This window comes from Bradyrhizobium sp., from assembly GCF_027451485.1.
In the GTDB taxonomy this organism is placed as follows: Bacteria; Pseudomonadota; Alphaproteobacteria; order Rhizobiales; family Xanthobacteraceae; genus Bradyrhizobium.
This window is the reverse complement of the sequence record NZ_DAIDJE010000046.1, coordinates 1-13,893: the sequence shown is the minus strand read 5'-3', so window position 1 is coordinate 13,893 and position 13,893 is coordinate 1. Positions and strand designations below refer to the sequence as shown.

The following is a 13,893-nucleotide window of genomic DNA, read 5'->3' as shown; positions in this document are numbered from 1 at the left end:
GTCTTTGGCCCGGCTTGAGACTTTCGGGAAATTTTTTAAGCGCGACTTCGCGCAAGCTAGATGAGAGGACGAGGTGCATCAATGATTCAGATGCAGACCAACCTCGACGTGGCCGACAATTCAGGCGCACGCCGTGTCATGTGTATCAAGGTGCTCGGGGGCTCCAAGCGCCGCTACGCCACCGTCGGCGACATCATAGTCGTGTCGATCAAGGAAGCCATCCCGCGAGGCAAGGTGAAGAAGGGCGACGTGATGAAGGCCGTGGTGGTGCGGGTCCGCAAGGACATCCGCCGGCCCGACGGTTCTGTCATCCGTTTCGACCGCAATGCGGCCGTCCTGATCAACAACCAGGCCGAGCCGGTCGGCACCCGTATCTTCGGGCCGGTGCCGCGCGAGCTGCGCGCCAAGAACCACATGAAGATCATCTCGCTTGCGCCGGAGGTGCTGTGATGGCTGCCAAGATCCGCAAGGGCGATAAGGTCATCGTGCTGTCCGGCCGCGACAAGGGTCGCACCGGCGAGGTGTTCGAGGTGCGTCCCGACGAGAGCAAGGCGCTGGTGCGCGGCATCAATCTCGTGAAGCGCCACCAGAAGCAGACGCAGAATCAGGAGGGCGGCATCATCTCGAAAGAGGCGCCGATCCACCTGTCCAACATCGCGGTGGTCGGCAAGGACGGCAAGCCGACCCGCGTAGGTTTCAAGATTCAGGCGGATGGCACCAAGGTACGCATCGCCAAACGCTCGGGAGCAGAGATCGATGGCTGAGACCGCATACATCCCGCGCCTGCGCGCGGAATATGACAAGAAGATTCGCGGCAAGCTGACCGAGCAGTTCGGCTATGCCAACGCCATGCAGGTGCCGCGGCTGGACAAGGTCGTGCTCAACATGGGCATTGGCGAGGCAGTCAACGACCGCAAGAAGGCGGAACTGGCTGCGGCCGACCTGTCGCTGATCGCGGGACAGAAGGCGGTGGTGACGTATTCGCGAATAGCAATTTCGACCTTCAAGCTGCGCGAGAATCAGCCGATCGGCTGCAAGGTCACGCTGCGCAAGGCTCGCATGTACGAGTTCATCGATCGCCTGGTGAATGTGGCTCTGCCGCGTGTGCGTGACTTCCGAGGCCTCAATCCGAAGAGCTTCGACGGCCGCGGCAACTATTCGCTCGGCATCAAGGAGCACATCATTTTCCCCGAGATCGACTTCGACAAGGTGCAGGGCGAGGCATGGGGCATGGACGTCACGGTGTGCACCACCGCGAAGACCGACGACGAAGCAAGGGCATTGTTGGCCGCATTCAATTTCCCGTTCCGGCAGTGAGACGCGGATAGACGCCTCTCAAACGCGGAACCAGAAGGAGCCAGTCATGGCAAAGAAGAGTTCAGTCGAGAAGAACAACCGGCGCAGGCGGATGGCGAAGAACGCCGCTCCCCGGCGCGAGAAGCTGAAGGCTATCATCGCCGACAAGACCAAGCCGATGGAAGAACGGTTTGCGGCGACGCTGAAGCTCGCCGAGATGCCGCGCAACTCGTCGCCGACCCGGATTCGCAACCGCTGCGAACTGACCGGGCGCCCGCGCGCGAACTATCGCAAGAACAAGCTTTCCCGCATCGCGCTGCGCGAACTCGGCTCCAAGGGCCTGATTCCCGGCCTCGTGAAGTCGAGCTGGTAAGGAGGGAGCGCGCATGTCCACTCACGATCCGATCAGCGATCTCATCACCCGCATCCGCAATGCGCAGATGCGTTCCAAGTCCAAGGTTTCCAGCCCGGGTTCGAAGATGCGCGCCAGCGTGCTCGAAGTGCTGAAGGCAGAAGGCTACATCCGCGGCTACGCCAGCGTCGAGCATCCCTCGGGACGCAACGAGCTCGAGATCGAGCTGAAGTATTTTGACGGGGAGCCCGTGATCCGCGAGATCGAGCGCGTGTCGAAGCCCGGACGCCGGGTTTACGCCTCGGTGAAGAACCTGCCGCGCGTCAATAACGGGCTTGGCATTTCGGTATTGTCGACGCCGAAGGGAATCATGGCTGACCACGACGCGCGCGACGCGAACGTGGGCGGCGAGATTCTCTTCACGGTGTTCTAAGGAGAAGGCCATGTCACGTGTTGGCAAGAAGCCTGTGACGATCCCGTCGGGTGTCACCGCGACCGTCGAAGGACAGACGGTGAAGATGAAGGGGCCCAAGGGCCAGCTTTCCTTCGTCGCGCACGACGATGTCGAGGTGAAATTCGAAAACGGTCAGGTAAAGGTGGCGCCGCGCCACGAGACCAACCGCGCGCAGGCGATGTACGGCACGGCTCGCGCGCAGGTCGCCAATCTTGTGGTGGGTGTCACCAAGGGTTTCGAGAAAAAGCTCGAGATCAATGGCGTCGGTTATCGCGCCGCCTTGCAGGGCAAGAACCTTCAGCTCGCGCTCGGCTACAGCCATGACGTGATCTATCCGATCCCGGAAGGCATCTCGATCACCGTGGCGAAGCCGACCGAAATCACGATCACTGGCAACGACAGCCAGCGAGTCGGCCAGGTCGCCGCCGAGATCCGCGCTTATCGTCCGCCGGAGCCCTACAAAGGCAAGGGCGTCAAGTACGTCGATGAATTCATCTTCCGCAAGGAAGGCAAGAAGAAGTAACGGAGCCGGTCATGTCGAGAATGAAAGCTACGAATGCCCGGCGCAAGCAACGCGTGAGGCTTGCGTTGCGCCGTTCCGCCGGCGGCCGTCCGCGCCTGTCGGTGTTCCGTTCGTCGAAGCACATCTACGCCCAGGTCATCGACGACCTGAAGGGCGAGACGCTGGCTTCGGCCTCGTCGCTGGAAAAGGCGATGCGCGACGGCGGCAAAACGGGTGCAAACATCGATGCGGCGAAGGCGGTCGGCAAGCTGCTTGCGGAGCGCGCCGTCAAGAACGGCGTCAAGGAAGTGGTGTTCGATCGCGGCGGCTATCTCTATCACGGCCGCGTCAAGGCGCTCGCGGATGCCGCGCGCGAAAGCGGACTGAGCTTCTAAGGGTTTAGGTTCAACGGACACGAGGACAGGGGCTTCTTAAGCCCCCAAGGATTGGAAAACACCATGGCAGGTGAACGCGAACGCGGCGGACGCGAACGGAGCAGGGATCGCGAGGAGCGCGACAGCGAGTTCGTCGACAAGCTCGTCCACATCAACCGAGTGGCGAAGGTGGTCAAGGGCGGCAAGCGCTTCGGCTTTGCGGCGCTGGTCGTGATCGGCGACCAGAAGGGCCGGGCCGGCTTCGGCCACGGCAAGGCACGCGAAGTGCCGGAAGCGATCCGGAAAGCCACCGACGCGGCCAAGCGCAACCTGACGCGCGTCGCTTTGCGGGAGGGGCGCACGCTGCATCACGATATCTTCGGCCGTCATGGCGCCGGACGCGTTTACCTGCGCGCCGCGCCGGCCGGTACCGGCATTATCGCCGGCGGCCCGATGCGCGCAGTGTTTGAAACGCTCGGTGTTCAGGACGTGGTGGCCAAGTCGATCGGCTCGTCGAATCCGTACAACATGGTGCGCGCCACCTTCAACGCGCTGAAACATCAGGACAGCCCGCGTTCGGTTGCGGCCCGCCGCAACATCAAGGTGTCGACGTTGCAGTCGCGCCGGGTCGGGGGCGACGCCGAAGCGGCAGCTGATTAACAACATCCCGCGCTTCATTCGCGCGTTACGGAGTTCAAGACGATGGCCAAGGCCGCAAAGACGATCAAGGTCGAACAGACCGGCAGCCCGATCCGCCGCCACCATTCGCAGCGATCGACGCTGATCGGACTGAAGCTCAACAAGATCGGCCGCGTCGCTGAATTGAGCGACACGCCGGAAATTCGCGGCATGATCGCCAAGGTTCAGCATCTCGTCCGCGTCGTCGACGGGAAGTAGGATAGATAAGGAATCGAACGATGAAGCTCAGCGATATCGCCGATAACGCCGGCTCGCGAAAAAAGCGGATGCGCGTCGGCCGGGGCATTGGCTCGGGCAAGGGCAAGACCTCCGGCCGCGGCGGCAAAGGCCAGACCGCGCGCTCGGGCGTACGCATCAAGGGCTTCGAGGGCGGCCAGATGCCCTTGCATCGTCGCCTGCCGAAGCGCGGCTTCAACAACATCTTTCGTCTCGATTTCGTCGAGATCAATCTCGACCGGATCCAGCAGGCGATCGATGCCAAGCTGCTCGACACCAAGGATACGGTGACGGCGGAGACGCTGGTGAAGGCCGGCGTGCTGCGGCGCGCCAGGGATGGCGTGCGGCTGCTCGGCCGCGGCGAGATCAAGGCCAAGCTGAACATCGAGGTGCATGGCGCCTCCAAATCCGCGGTGGCGGCGGTCGAGAAGGCGGGCGGCTCGGTCAAGATTCTGGCGCCGGCTGAGAAGGACGAAGGCGAGGCGGCGTAACATCTGCGTCATCGTTTGCGCCGGCGCCGGCAAATTGCCGGGCAAACGATGGACTTATCCCCGTCGGGCACCAGATAATGCATGGCGACAGCGCGTTGCGGGCGCAACGCGAGGGGCGCGGCGGGAGAGAAGCTGGTGCCGCCCATTTGAAGTTCCTGTCCTGCAGGCGGCAAATTCGTTCAGGAACTTCGGATGGAAAGCGGCACTGGAAATCAAAAGGTTTGCTGGTGCTCATGACTTTCCGGAGTTCGTGAAAGGTGGGTGCTGCGGCGGGACACGAACTTCAAAAGTGAGCACTGGAAGATGGCCTCAGCAGCAGAACAATTAGCGGCCAATATCAACTTCGGCGCCTTCGCCAAGGCCGATGAGCTGAAGAAGCGCATCTGGTTTACCCTCGGTGCGCTGCTGATCTACCGGCTCGGCACCTATATCCCGCTGCCCGGCATCGATCCCCAGATCTGGGAGCAGGTGTTCAACTCGCAGGCCGGCGGTATTCTCGGCATGTTCAACATGTTCGCGGGCGGCGGCATTCACCGCATGGCGATCTTTGCGCTGAACATCATGCCGTACATCTCCGCGTCGATCATCATCCAGCTCCTGACCACGGTCTCCCCACAGCTCGAAGCGCTGAAGAAGGAAGGCGAGGCGGGCCGCAAGACGCTGAACCAGTACACGCGCTATCTCACGGTGATTCTGGCGATCTTCCAGTCTTACGGCATCGCGGTAGGCCTGGAAGGCGCGAGCAACGTCGTCGTCGATCCCGGCCTGTTTTTCCGGGTGTCGACCGCGATCACGCTGACCGGCGGCACCATGTTCCTGATGTGGCTGGGTGAACAGGTCACCTCGCGCGGCATCGGTAACGGCGTTTCCCTCATCATCATGTCGGGCATCGTGGCGCAACTGCCTTCGGCGATCTACAACATGCTGGAACTCGGCCGTACCGGCGGCATGTCGACCGGGGTGATCCTTCTCGTGATCGTCATGGCCGTCGTCGTGATCGCCTTTATCGTGTTCATGGAGCGCGCGCAGCGGCGGCTGCTGATCCAGTATCCGAAGCGTCAGGTCGGCAACAAGATGTTCGAGGGCCAGTCCTCGCATCTGCCGCTCAAGCTGAACACCTCGGGCGTGATCCCGCCGATCTTTGCGTCCTCGCTTTTGCTGCTGCCCACCACCGTGGCCAACTTCAACGCCGGCCACGGCCCGGCATGGCTGCAATGGATCACGACCGAGCTCGGTCACGGCCGCCCGCTGTTTCTGATCCTCTACCTTGCGTTGATCGTCTTCTTCGCCTTCTTCTACACGGCGATCGTGTTCAATCCGACCGAGACCGCTGACAATCTCAAGAAGCACGGCGGTTTCATTCCGGGCATCCGGCCCGGCGAGCGGACCGCCGAATATATCGATTACGTGCTGTCGCGGATTACGGTGCTCGGGGCGATCTACCTCGCGGTGGTGTGCCTCATTCCCGAAATCCTGATTTCCTATGCTGCGGTGCCGTTCTACTTCGGCGGCACCTCGCTTCTGATCGTCGTCAGCGTGACCATGGATACAGTGGCTCAGGTCCAGGGTTATCTGCTCGCCCATCAATATGAAGGGCTAATTCGAAAGTCGAAACTGCGCGGGCGCCGCCGCTAATTCCTTCTTGCGGTGCATCGCACGCGCGAGCCGCGGTGTGCGCTGATCGGTTTGCTGGAAGTCTGATCAGGAACTGAAGGTTTGCGCCAGCGCAAAGTGGACGCTGGTATTCCTTGGGATAGATGGGCTAGCGGCGTTTGTGCGGGGTATGCTCAAACAGGACGTGAGCGCGGCCGTGATTCATCCGGAATCCTGCGCATTCCAGGGGGGCGAAACGAGAAATGAGACTGATTCTTCTTGGCCCGCCGGGCTCGGGCAAAGGCACCCAGGCCCAGCGGCTGATTCATCGCTATGGCATCGTCCAGCTTTCGACCGGCGAGATGTTGCGCGCGGCGGTTGCGGCGCAGACGCCTGTCGGCCTGAAGGCCAAGGACATCATGGCCAGCGGCGGTCTTGTGCCGGACGATGTCGTCATCGGCATCATTTCCGACCGGCTGGACCAGCCGGATGCAGCGAATGGCTTTATCCTCGACGGCTTTCCGCGCACCGTGCCGCAGGCAGAAGCGCTGGATGCGCTGTTGAAGAAGAAGCGCCTCAAGCTCGACGCCGTGATCGAGCTGCGCGTCAATGAAAGCGCGCTGCTCGAGAGGGTCGAAAGGCGCGCGGCCGAGACGCGTGCGCGGGGCGAAGAGGTTCGGGTCGACGATACTGCCGAGGTCCTGATCAAGCGGCTGGCGAGCTACCGGGCGATGACGGAGCCCCTGATTCACTACTACTCGGAGCGCCGCAAGCTGCTTACCGTCGATGGCATGATGACCATCGAGCATGTCACCCATGAGATTGGCCGCATCCTGGCGGCGATCGGGGCCTCCGAGCCCCAGACGCCGAAAAAGGCGGCCAGACCGGCGGCAAGGGCCGCCAGCCGGAAGGCCTCCAAAGCGGCCCAAAAAGCGCCCGGAGCGGCCAGAAAGGCCAAGAAAGCGGCTTCCAAGGCATCGAGCAAGGCCCCCAAGAAGGGGGGCGCCAGGAAAGCAGCCAAAAAAGCGCCCCGCAAGGCGGTCCCAAGCTCCCGGAAGTGGTCCGCCATCAGGGGGCAGAAGGCTGCCAAGAAAGCAGCAAAAAAGGCCAAGAAAAGGTGAGCTAAAGCTTGGGAGCGGTTGACGAAACCCGCTTCCATCCTTTAATAAGCCCGCATCCAAGTCGGATAGTTTCAAACGATGCCGGGCCCCAGATTTGGCATGGGGGTGGGCGTCGTGTTCGCGTTTGTGAACACCTGCCCGAGATACAAGGACAAATGGCCGTTTCCCCGGTGGCGAGGGATCGGCAACAGGAGAGAAGTTCGTGGCCCGTATTGCCGGTGTGAATATCCCGACCAACAAGCGCGTGCTGATCGCGCTCCAATACATCCATGGCATCGGTCAGAAGAATGCGGCCGACATCATGGAGAAGGTCAAGATTCCCGTTGATCGTCGCGTCAATCAACTGACCGACCAGGAAGTGTTGCAAATCCGCGAAGTGATCGACCGCGACTACATGGTCGAGGGCGATCTTCGTCGCGAAGTCGGCATGAACATCAAGCGTCTGATGGATCTCGGCTGCTATCGCGGTCTGCGCCATCGCCGCGGACTGCCGGTGCGTGGTCAGCGCACGCATACCAACGCGCGCACGCGCAAGGGGCCGGCCAAGTCGATCGCCGGCAAGAAGAAGTAAGCGGGCGAATAGCGAACACGGATTGCCGAGTAGTTCTATTCGCCATCCGCTCCTCACTACTCGCCTCACAGGTGTAGCCGCTGGCGTTACGGCGGCGTTGAGATCGCAGAGAAAGGTTCTTAAATGGGCAAGGATGCCACCCGCGTACGCCGCCGTGAGCGCAAGAATATCGCCTCGGGCGTCGCGCACGTGAATTCGTCGTTCAACAACACCACCATCACCATCACCGATGCACAGGGCAACACGATTGCCTGGTCGTCGGCAGGCACGATGGGTTTCAAGGGCTCGCGCAAGTCGACGCCCTATGCCGCGCAGGTCGCCGCCGAAGACGTCTCCAAGAAGGCGCAGGAACACGGCATGCGCACGCTGGAAGTTGAAGTTGCCGGCCCCGGTTCGGGCCGCGAATCGGCGCTTCGCGCGCTGCAAGCGGCGGGCTTCACAGTCACCTCGATCCGCGATGTGACGACGATCCCGCACAATGGCTGCCGCCCGCGCAAGCGCCGGCGGGTTTGATGCCTTGATTGGGCTGGCGGACATTGTCCGCCGGCACTTGAGGTTTTTGAGAAGATTTTGAAGCCGCGGAGTGTTCCGCGAGGCCTCCAACGCCAGTGACTTCGTCCCCCCAGTCGACTGGCCCATGGGTGAAAACAGTGACGATCCAGAAAAATTGGCAAGAATTGATCCGGCCCAACAAGCTCCAGGTAACTCCGGGGCATGATGCAACGCGCTTTGCGACGCTGGTGGCCGAGCCGCTCGAGCGCGGCTTCGGCCAGACGCTCGGCAATGCGCTGCGCCGCATCCTTTTGTCCTCGCTCCAGGGCGCGGCCGTGCAGTCGGTGCATATCGACGGCGTGCTGCACGAGTTCTCCTCGATTGCGGGCGTCCGCGAGGACGTCACTGACATCGTGCTGAACATCAAGGACATCTCGATCAAGATGCAGGGCGAAGGTCCCAAGCGCATGGTCGTGAAGAAGCAGGGTCCGGGCGTCGTCACTGCCGGCGACATCCAGACGGTCGGCGACATCACCGTGCTCAACCCCGAGCTTCAGCTCTGCACCCTCGACGAGGGTGCGGAAATTCGCATGGAATTCACGGTCTCCTCGGGCAAGGGCTATGTCGCTGCCGAACGCAACCGTCCCGAAGATGCGCCGATCGGCTTGATCCCGGTCGACAGCCTCTATTCCCCGGTGCGCAAGGTCTCCTACAAGGTCGAGAACACCCGTGAGGGCCAGATCCTCGACTACGACAAGCTCACCATGACGATCGAGACCAACGGCGCAATCACGCCGGATGATGCGGTGGCCTTCGCCGCGCGCATCCTGCAGGACCAGCTCAACGTCTTCGTCAACTTCGAAGAGCCGCGCAAGGAAGTCACCCAGGAGATCATCCCGGATCTCGCCTTCAATCCGGCCTTCCTCAAGAAGGTGGACGAGCTAGAGCTGTCGGTTCGTTCGGCCAACTGCCTGAAGAACGACAACATCGTCTATATCGGCGATCTCGTGCAGAAGTCGGAAGCGGAAATGCTCCGCACCCCGAACTTCGGCCGCAAGTCGCTGAACGAAATCAAGGAAGTGCTGGCCCAGATGGGTCTGCACCTCGGCATGGAAGTGCCGGGCTGGCCGCCGGAGAATATCGACGAGCTCGCCAAGCGCTTCGAGGATCATTACTGATTTTTGTCACTCGGGACGGTGTTGGCGCACCGTCCCGGAATGACCCGGGCGAACGCAGGCAGCCCACCTGAGCAGATGTCGGACGAACCGTCGCGACAATGGAATGTAAGGAATAGTCAAATGCGTCACGGCAAGGTTCACCGCAAGCTCAACCGCACCGCCGAGCATCGTCGCGCGATGTTCGCCAACATGGCGGCAGCGCTGATCAAGCACGAGCAGATCGTCACTACGCTGCCGAAGGCCAAGGAACTGCGGCCGATCGTCGAGAAGCTCGTGACGCTTGGCAAGAAGGGCGGCCTCGCCATGCGCCGCCAGGCCGTTTCGGAAATGCGCGACGTCGACCAGGTCAAGAAGCTGTTCGATGTGCTGGCGCCCCGCTACAAGGACCGCCACGGCGGCTACACCCGCATCATCAAGGCCGGCTTCCGCTACGGCGACAACGCGGCAATGGCGGTGATCGAGTTCGTCGATCGCGACGTCGACGCCAAGGGTCAGGATTCCGGTCCCGTGGCCGAGAAGGAAGCCGAGGCGGCATAACGCTTCAGATCCGGATTTGCTTCAAAGCGGCGCCCCTGAGGCGCCGTTTTTCGTCTTTCGCCATTGCGGGGAGCGGCTATGGTGACGGGAAAAGTAGGGGGAGCGGGCCATGGTGAAAACGCGTTCGGTTATCCTCGCTTTGCTGCTGATTTTACCGGTGCTGCTGACCATTTCGTCCGCGCGTGCCGAGCAGCCGTATCAACACCTGATGCCTCTTCTGATCGATCTCGACGGATGGCAAGGCAAGAAGCCCGACGGCATGTCGATGGACATGCCGGGCGGGAGCATGACCACGGCGAGCCGCGAATATCAGAAGGGGTCGGCACGAGCCACGGCGATGGTCGTGGTCGGCCAGACTGCGGTCGGCGCCCTGACGCCGATGGTGACCGGGACGAACATCAACAGCAGCGAAGGTCATATGCTCACCGATACCATCAACGGCATGAAGGTTCTGAAGACCTACACCACGGCGAAGAAGGCCGGCGCCTTACTGGTGGCGCTCGATAAGGATGCGATGTTCAGCTTCTCCTATAACGGCCTTACCGAAGACGAAGCGCTGGCGCTCGCCGAAAAGTTCGACTGGAAAGCGATTCAGGCGGCGGCGAAGAGCAAGTAGCGCAGGCTTGGAAAACCATTCGGCATCGTCCCTGCCAAGGCAGGGACCCATACCGCGCGACGGTATCTGGCTGAACGCATTCCAGGCCATGTGCGGCGTTGGTTAAGCCTCCTCGCTTTCGCGAGGGGCGGCCGAGAGGCAGATGGTGCCTGCTACCACCCCTCCAACACGATCTTGCCGCGCGACTTGCCGCTCTCCAGCAGCGCATGGGCTCGCTTGAGGTTAGCCGCATTGATCGTGCCAAAGCTCTCGCCGAGAGTCGTTTTCAATACGCTCTTGTCGACGAGGTCGGCGACGTCATTGAGGAGATTGTGCTGGCCGATCATATCCGCGGTCTGGAACGACGAGCGTGTGAACATCGATTCCCAATGGATCGAGATCGACTTGCCCTTGAATGCGCTCGCCGTGAATTCCGACGGGTCGTCGATCAATCCAAATGCGCCTTGCGGGGCCATGAACTCCGCGATCGCCTTGTAGTGCTGGTCGGTATTTGTGAGACTGGCGACCAGCGCAACCGGCGGCGCTTTCAACTTCTCGATCTGCTCTTTCATCGGAGCGGCGTGATTGATGACGGCATGGGCACCGAGGTCGCGGCACCACGTCTGCGATTCCGGTCGTGAGGCCGTCGCGACGATCGTAAGGCCCGTCAGCCGGCGGGCGAGCTGGATCAGGATCGAGCCGACACCCCCGGCGCCGCCGACGATCAGGAGCGTGCGCGGATCGACGCTTTTGCCGGGAACCGCACCGAGCCGGTCGAACAGAAGCTCCCAAGCGGTGATCGAGGTTAGCGGCAGGGCGGCCGCTTGCGCAAACGAGAGCGTTTTCGGTTTTCGGCCGACGATGCGTTCATCCACCAGATGCAACTCGGAATTGGTGCCCTGACGCAGAATGGAGCCGGCGTAGAAGACCTCGTCGCCCGGCTTGAACAGCGTGACCTCTGGCCCCACCGCATCCACGACGCCGGCGGCGTCAAAGCCGAGAATCTTAACCTCGCCTTCCGGCGGCGCTGCGCGCTTGCGGACCTTGTAGTCCACCGGATTGGCAGAGACCGCCTTGACCGCCACGCGGATATCGCGGCCCTGGGGTTCCGGCTTGGCGGCCTCGAAATCGATCAAGGCATCCGGCGATTCGATCGGCAGGGACTTCTTGTATCCGACGGCTTTCATATTCGGGGCTCTCCTGGTGGTGCCTTTGCCCCTAGTAGTCGCGTACGCGCAGGCTTGGCAAGTACGGTTATTTTGGGGATATAGTCCCCATTCGGATACTATCGTGAGTACGGCCGATCTGAGCGCCCTGAAGGCGGGTGCTGCGATGGATCGCGAATTTCGGAAAGTGGGCACTGGCATGAAACGGCGCAATTTTGCTCACCGGCCCGGGTGCGCAGTCGAGGCAACCCTCGACCTGATCGACGGCAAATGGAAGGGCGTCATCCTCTTTCACCTGCAAAACGGCACGCAACGATTTGGTGAGTTGCGGCGGCGGATGCCAGGCATTACGCAGCGCATGCTGACCAAACAGCTCCGTGCGCTGGAGGAAGACGGGCTGATTATTCGCAAAGTATACGCCGAAGTGCCGCCGCGCGTTGACTACCGGTTGTCCGAGATCGGGGAGAGTTTGCGGCCCGTGATCGACACGCTGAAAGCCTGGGGCGAGCGACATCAGGAGCGGCTGTCCTGTGCCCCGGAGTCGAAACTTGCGGAAGCGGTGGCCTGATGGCCTCCGTCGTTCCATTCTTTGAAACCCACCGCTGACCCTTGTTGCCCACGACATTCAGGATTCTTGCATGGTCTCGACTCGTTTGCTGGCTGCTTTCTTGATCTCTGCACTCGCCGTGACATCGGTCTTCGCACAGGACCGGCGCGTTCCGTCTTCCCAGGCGGAGTTGCGGCTTTCCTATGCTCCGATCGTGCAGCGGGTGCGGCCGGCCGTCGTCAACGTCTACGCTGCCAAGGTCATTCAGAACCACAACCCGCTGCTGGATGACCCGATCTTCCGTCGCTTCTTCGGCGTGCCGGGCCAGCAGCCCGAGCAGATGCAGCGCTCGCTCGGATCGGGAGTGATGGTCGATCCGTCCGGCCTCGTCGTGACCAACAACCATGTCATCGAGGGCGCCGATCAGGTCAAGGTATCGCTGTCCGACAAGCGCGAGTTCGAGGCTGAGATCGTGCTGAAGGACACAAGAAGCGATCTGGCCGTTCTGCGCCTCAAGGACGTTCACGAGAAATTCCCGACGCTCGATTTCGCCAATTCCGATGAGCTGCAGGTCGGCGACGTCGTGCTTGCTATCGGCAATCCCTTTGGCGTCGGACAGACCGTCACCCACGGCATCATCTCGGCGCTCGCGCGCACGCAGGTCGGCATCACCGACTATCAGTTTTTCATCCAGACCGATGCGGCGATCAATCCCGGCAATTCCGGCGGCGCGCTGGTCGACATGACCGGCAAGCTTGCCGGCATCAACACCGCGATCTTCTCGCGCTCCGGCGGCTCGCAAGGCATCGGCTTTGCGATTCCCGCCAACATGGTGCGGGTGGTGGTCGCCTCGGCCCGTAACGGCGGCAAAGCGGTCAAGCGCCCCTGGCTCGGCGCGCGGTTGCAGGCGGTAACGCCTGAAATCGCCGAGACCTTGGGCCTGCGCCGCCCGACCGGCGCGCTCGTCGCCAGTATCGTTTCGGGCAGTCCGGCGGCCCGCGCCGGCCTTAAGCCGTCCGATCTGATCGTCGCCATCGAAGGGCAGCCGATCGACGATCCCAACGCCTTCGACTACCGCTTTGCGACGCGGCCACTTGGCGGAGCCGCCGAGATCGACGTTCAGCGCGCCGGCAGGCCGATGAAATTGACAGTTCCGCTCGAGACTGCGCCCGACGGTGGCCGCCATGAAATCGTGCTGACCACGCGCTCGCCGTTCCAGGGCGCAAAGGTCGCCAATATTTCGCCGGCTGTCGCCGACGAGATGCACCTGGATATGGATAGCGAAGGGGTGGTCGTGACCGACGTTGCCGACGACAGCATCGCGGCCAATTACGGTTTCCAGAAGGGCGACATTATTGTTGCCGTGAACGGCGAGAACATCGCCAAGACCAGCGATCTCGAAAGGGCGACGCACGAGAACTCAAGGTTCTGGCGGATCAAGCTGGTGCGTGGCGGCCAGCAGATCAGTGCTACGCTCGGAGGATGAGCATTAGTGCCGCCCATTTGAAGTTCCTACGCCGCAAGCAGCTAGTGGTTCATCACATTGATTTTGAATCTTTGGGCTGCACTGGGTAGGCGCGGCCGAGTTTGGCTCGTGCTTTGTCGGTTGTGAACATCCATTTGATGCGGGCTTTGCTTTTATTTCGCGCTCGTTGCCATGCGGCGATGTGTTTTGCGAGTTTTTTGGGATCATCGATGCGACGCCCGAG

General features: G+C 61.7%; 20 protein-coding genes and 1 pseudogene. 19 read left to right on the top strand and 2 right to left on the bottom strand.

What is annotated here, in order from left to right:
• Nucleotides 1-81 precede the first annotated feature (81 nt).
• The 17 genes from rplN (at nucleotide 82) to NEZ08_RS06565 (ending at nucleotide 10,492) form a co-directional block, all read left to right on the top strand.
• Nucleotides 82-450: a 50S ribosomal protein L14 gene (gene rplN / locus NEZ08_RS06645; RefSeq protein WP_072823614.1), complete on the top strand. Its 369-nt coding sequence runs from the start codon at nucleotides 82-84 to the stop codon at nucleotides 448-450.
• Entirely contained in the window at nucleotides 450-764 is a 315-nt protein-coding gene (rplX, locus tag NEZ08_RS06640; RefSeq protein WP_298105513.1) for a 50S ribosomal protein L24, read from the top strand. The genes rplN and rplX overlap by 1 nt, the downstream gene beginning before the upstream one ends.
• Nucleotides 757-1,317: a 50S ribosomal protein L5 gene (gene rplE / locus NEZ08_RS06635; protein WP_298105510.1), complete on the top strand. Its 561-nt coding sequence runs from the start codon at nucleotides 757-759 to the stop codon at nucleotides 1,315-1,317. Before rplX ends, rplE begins: the two co-directional genes overlap by 8 nt.
• Nucleotides 1,318-1,363: 46 nt before the next feature.
• Nucleotides 1,364-1,669, top strand: a complete 306-nt coding sequence (gene rpsN / locus NEZ08_RS06630) for a 30S ribosomal protein S14 (RefSeq protein WP_298105508.1) — start codon at nucleotides 1,364-1,366, stop codon at nucleotides 1,667-1,669.
• A gap of 13 nt (nucleotides 1,670-1,682) precedes the next feature.
• Nucleotides 1,683-2,081, top strand: coding sequence for a 30S ribosomal protein S8 (rpsH, locus tag NEZ08_RS06625; protein ID WP_298105505.1), 399 nt, complete (start codon nucleotides 1,683-1,685; stop codon nucleotides 2,079-2,081).
• Between the two features lie 10 nt (nucleotides 2,082-2,091).
• Complete coding sequence (rplF, locus tag NEZ08_RS06620; RefSeq protein WP_298105502.1) at nucleotides 2,092-2,625, top strand: 50S ribosomal protein L6; 534 nt, start codon at nucleotides 2,092-2,094, stop codon at nucleotides 2,623-2,625.
• Nucleotides 2,626-2,636: 11 nt separating this feature from the next.
• Complete coding sequence (gene rplR, locus NEZ08_RS06615) at nucleotides 2,637-2,999, top strand: 50S ribosomal protein L18 (RefSeq protein ID WP_298105500.1); 363 nt, start codon at nucleotides 2,637-2,639, stop codon at nucleotides 2,997-2,999.
• Between the two features lie 63 nt (nucleotides 3,000-3,062).
• Complete coding sequence (gene rpsE / locus NEZ08_RS06610) at nucleotides 3,063-3,638, top strand: 30S ribosomal protein S5 (RefSeq protein WP_298105497.1); 576 nt, start codon at nucleotides 3,063-3,065, stop codon at nucleotides 3,636-3,638.
• A gap of 42 nt (nucleotides 3,639-3,680) precedes the next feature.
• Nucleotides 3,681-3,875: a 50S ribosomal protein L30 gene (gene rpmD / locus NEZ08_RS06605; RefSeq protein ID WP_298105494.1), complete on the top strand. Its 195-nt coding sequence runs from the start codon at nucleotides 3,681-3,683 to the stop codon at nucleotides 3,873-3,875.
• A gap of 20 nt (nucleotides 3,876-3,895) precedes the next feature.
• Nucleotides 3,896-4,384, top strand: a complete 489-nt coding sequence (gene rplO / locus NEZ08_RS06600) for a 50S ribosomal protein L15 (protein ID WP_298105492.1) — start codon at nucleotides 3,896-3,898, stop codon at nucleotides 4,382-4,384.
• 303 nt (nucleotides 4,385-4,687) lie between these two features.
• Nucleotides 4,688-6,019: a preprotein translocase subunit SecY gene (secY, locus tag NEZ08_RS06595; RefSeq protein ID WP_298105489.1), complete on the top strand. Its 1,332-nt coding sequence runs from the start codon at nucleotides 4,688-4,690 to the stop codon at nucleotides 6,017-6,019.
• A gap of 221 nt (nucleotides 6,020-6,240) precedes the next feature.
• A complete protein-coding gene (locus tag NEZ08_RS06590) occupies nucleotides 6,241-7,098 on the top strand; it encodes an adenylate kinase (RefSeq protein ID WP_298105486.1) in 858 nt (285 codons plus the stop codon).
• Between the two features lie 202 nt (nucleotides 7,099-7,300).
• Complete coding sequence (gene rpsM, locus NEZ08_RS06585) at nucleotides 7,301-7,669, top strand: 30S ribosomal protein S13 (RefSeq protein ID WP_298105483.1); 369 nt, start codon at nucleotides 7,301-7,303, stop codon at nucleotides 7,667-7,669.
• A gap of 123 nt (nucleotides 7,670-7,792) precedes the next feature.
• On the top strand, nucleotides 7,793-8,182 hold the full coding sequence (gene rpsK, locus NEZ08_RS06580) for a 30S ribosomal protein S11 (protein WP_072823637.1): 390 nt from the start codon (nucleotides 7,793-7,795) through the stop codon (nucleotides 8,180-8,182).
• Nucleotides 8,183-8,310: 128 nt separating this feature from the next.
• A complete protein-coding gene (locus NEZ08_RS06575) occupies nucleotides 8,311-9,339 on the top strand; it encodes a DNA-directed RNA polymerase subunit alpha (protein WP_298105476.1) in 1,029 nt (342 codons plus the stop codon).
• Between the two features lie 120 nt (nucleotides 9,340-9,459).
• Complete coding sequence (gene rplQ / locus NEZ08_RS06570) at nucleotides 9,460-9,876, top strand: 50S ribosomal protein L17 (protein ID WP_298105473.1); 417 nt, start codon at nucleotides 9,460-9,462, stop codon at nucleotides 9,874-9,876.
• 109 nt (nucleotides 9,877-9,985) lie between these two features.
• The gene (locus NEZ08_RS06565; RefSeq protein ID WP_298105471.1) at nucleotides 9,986-10,492 is read left to right on the top strand and encodes a hypothetical protein; all 507 of its coding nucleotides are present in this window, start codon (nucleotides 9,986-9,988) and stop codon (nucleotides 10,490-10,492) included.
• A 152-nt stretch (nucleotides 10,493-10,644) separates the two neighbouring features.
• Here the strand turns inward: NEZ08_RS06565 and NEZ08_RS06560 are convergent, their stop codons facing one another.
• Nucleotides 10,645-11,658 carry a zinc-binding alcohol dehydrogenase family protein gene (locus NEZ08_RS06560; RefSeq protein WP_298105469.1) on the bottom strand — a complete coding sequence of 338 codons (1,014 nt, stop codon included), beginning with the start codon at nucleotides 11,656-11,658 and terminating at the stop codon, nucleotides 10,645-10,647.
• A gap of 178 nt (nucleotides 11,659-11,836) precedes the next feature.
• Between NEZ08_RS06560 and NEZ08_RS06555 the strand changes: the two genes are divergently transcribed.
• Entirely contained in the window at nucleotides 11,837-12,205 is a 369-nt protein-coding gene (locus NEZ08_RS06555; RefSeq protein ID WP_298105744.1) for a helix-turn-helix domain-containing protein, read from the top strand.
• 70 nt (nucleotides 12,206-12,275) lie between these two features.
• Entirely contained in the window at nucleotides 12,276-13,670 is a 1,395-nt protein-coding gene (locus tag NEZ08_RS06550; protein WP_298105467.1) for a DegQ family serine endoprotease, read from the top strand.
• A 52-nt stretch (nucleotides 13,671-13,722) separates the two neighbouring features.
• Here NEZ08_RS06550 and NEZ08_RS06545 read toward each other — a convergent pair.
• A pseudogene (locus NEZ08_RS06545) lies at nucleotides 13,723-13,893 on the bottom strand (IS630 family transposase); the annotation flags it as partial.

Coding starts and splice junctions, on each gene's coding strand:
- rplN (WP_072823614.1), top strand. CDS start 82: ATGATTCAGATGCAGACCAACCTCGACGTGGCCGACAATTCAGGCGCA.
- rplX (WP_298105513.1), top strand. CDS start 450: ATGGCTGCCAAGATCCGCAAGGGCGATAAGGTCATCGTGCTGTCCGGC.
- rplE (WP_298105510.1), top strand. CDS start 757: ATGGCTGAGACCGCATACATCCCGCGCCTGCGCGCGGAATATGACAAG.
- rpsN (WP_298105508.1), top strand. CDS start 1,364: ATGGCAAAGAAGAGTTCAGTCGAGAAGAACAACCGGCGCAGGCGGATG.
- rpsH (WP_298105505.1), top strand. CDS start 1,683: ATGTCCACTCACGATCCGATCAGCGATCTCATCACCCGCATCCGCAAT.
- rplF (WP_298105502.1), top strand. CDS start 2,092: ATGTCACGTGTTGGCAAGAAGCCTGTGACGATCCCGTCGGGTGTCACC.
- rplR (WP_298105500.1), top strand. CDS start 2,637: ATGTCGAGAATGAAAGCTACGAATGCCCGGCGCAAGCAACGCGTGAGG.
- rpsE (WP_298105497.1), top strand. CDS start 3,063: ATGGCAGGTGAACGCGAACGCGGCGGACGCGAACGGAGCAGGGATCGC.
- rpmD (WP_298105494.1), top strand. CDS start 3,681: ATGGCCAAGGCCGCAAAGACGATCAAGGTCGAACAGACCGGCAGCCCG.
- rplO (WP_298105492.1), top strand. CDS start 3,896: ATGAAGCTCAGCGATATCGCCGATAACGCCGGCTCGCGAAAAAAGCGG.
- secY (WP_298105489.1), top strand. CDS start 4,688: ATGGCCTCAGCAGCAGAACAATTAGCGGCCAATATCAACTTCGGCGCC.
- NEZ08_RS06590 (WP_298105486.1), top strand. CDS start 6,241: ATGAGACTGATTCTTCTTGGCCCGCCGGGCTCGGGCAAAGGCACCCAG.
- rpsK (WP_072823637.1), top strand. CDS start 7,793: ATGGGCAAGGATGCCACCCGCGTACGCCGCCGTGAGCGCAAGAATATC.
- rplQ (WP_298105473.1), top strand. CDS start 9,460: ATGCGTCACGGCAAGGTTCACCGCAAGCTCAACCGCACCGCCGAGCAT.
- NEZ08_RS06565 (WP_298105471.1), top strand. CDS start 9,986: ATGGTGAAAACGCGTTCGGTTATCCTCGCTTTGCTGCTGATTTTACCG.
- NEZ08_RS06560 (WP_298105469.1), bottom strand. CDS start 11,658: ATGAAAGCCGTCGGATACAAGAAGTCCCTGCCGATCGAATCGCCGGAT.
- NEZ08_RS06555 (WP_298105744.1), top strand. CDS start 11,837: ATGAAACGGCGCAATTTTGCTCACCGGCCCGGGTGCGCAGTCGAGGCA.
- NEZ08_RS06550 (WP_298105467.1), top strand. CDS start 12,276: ATGGTCTCGACTCGTTTGCTGGCTGCTTTCTTGATCTCTGCACTCGCC.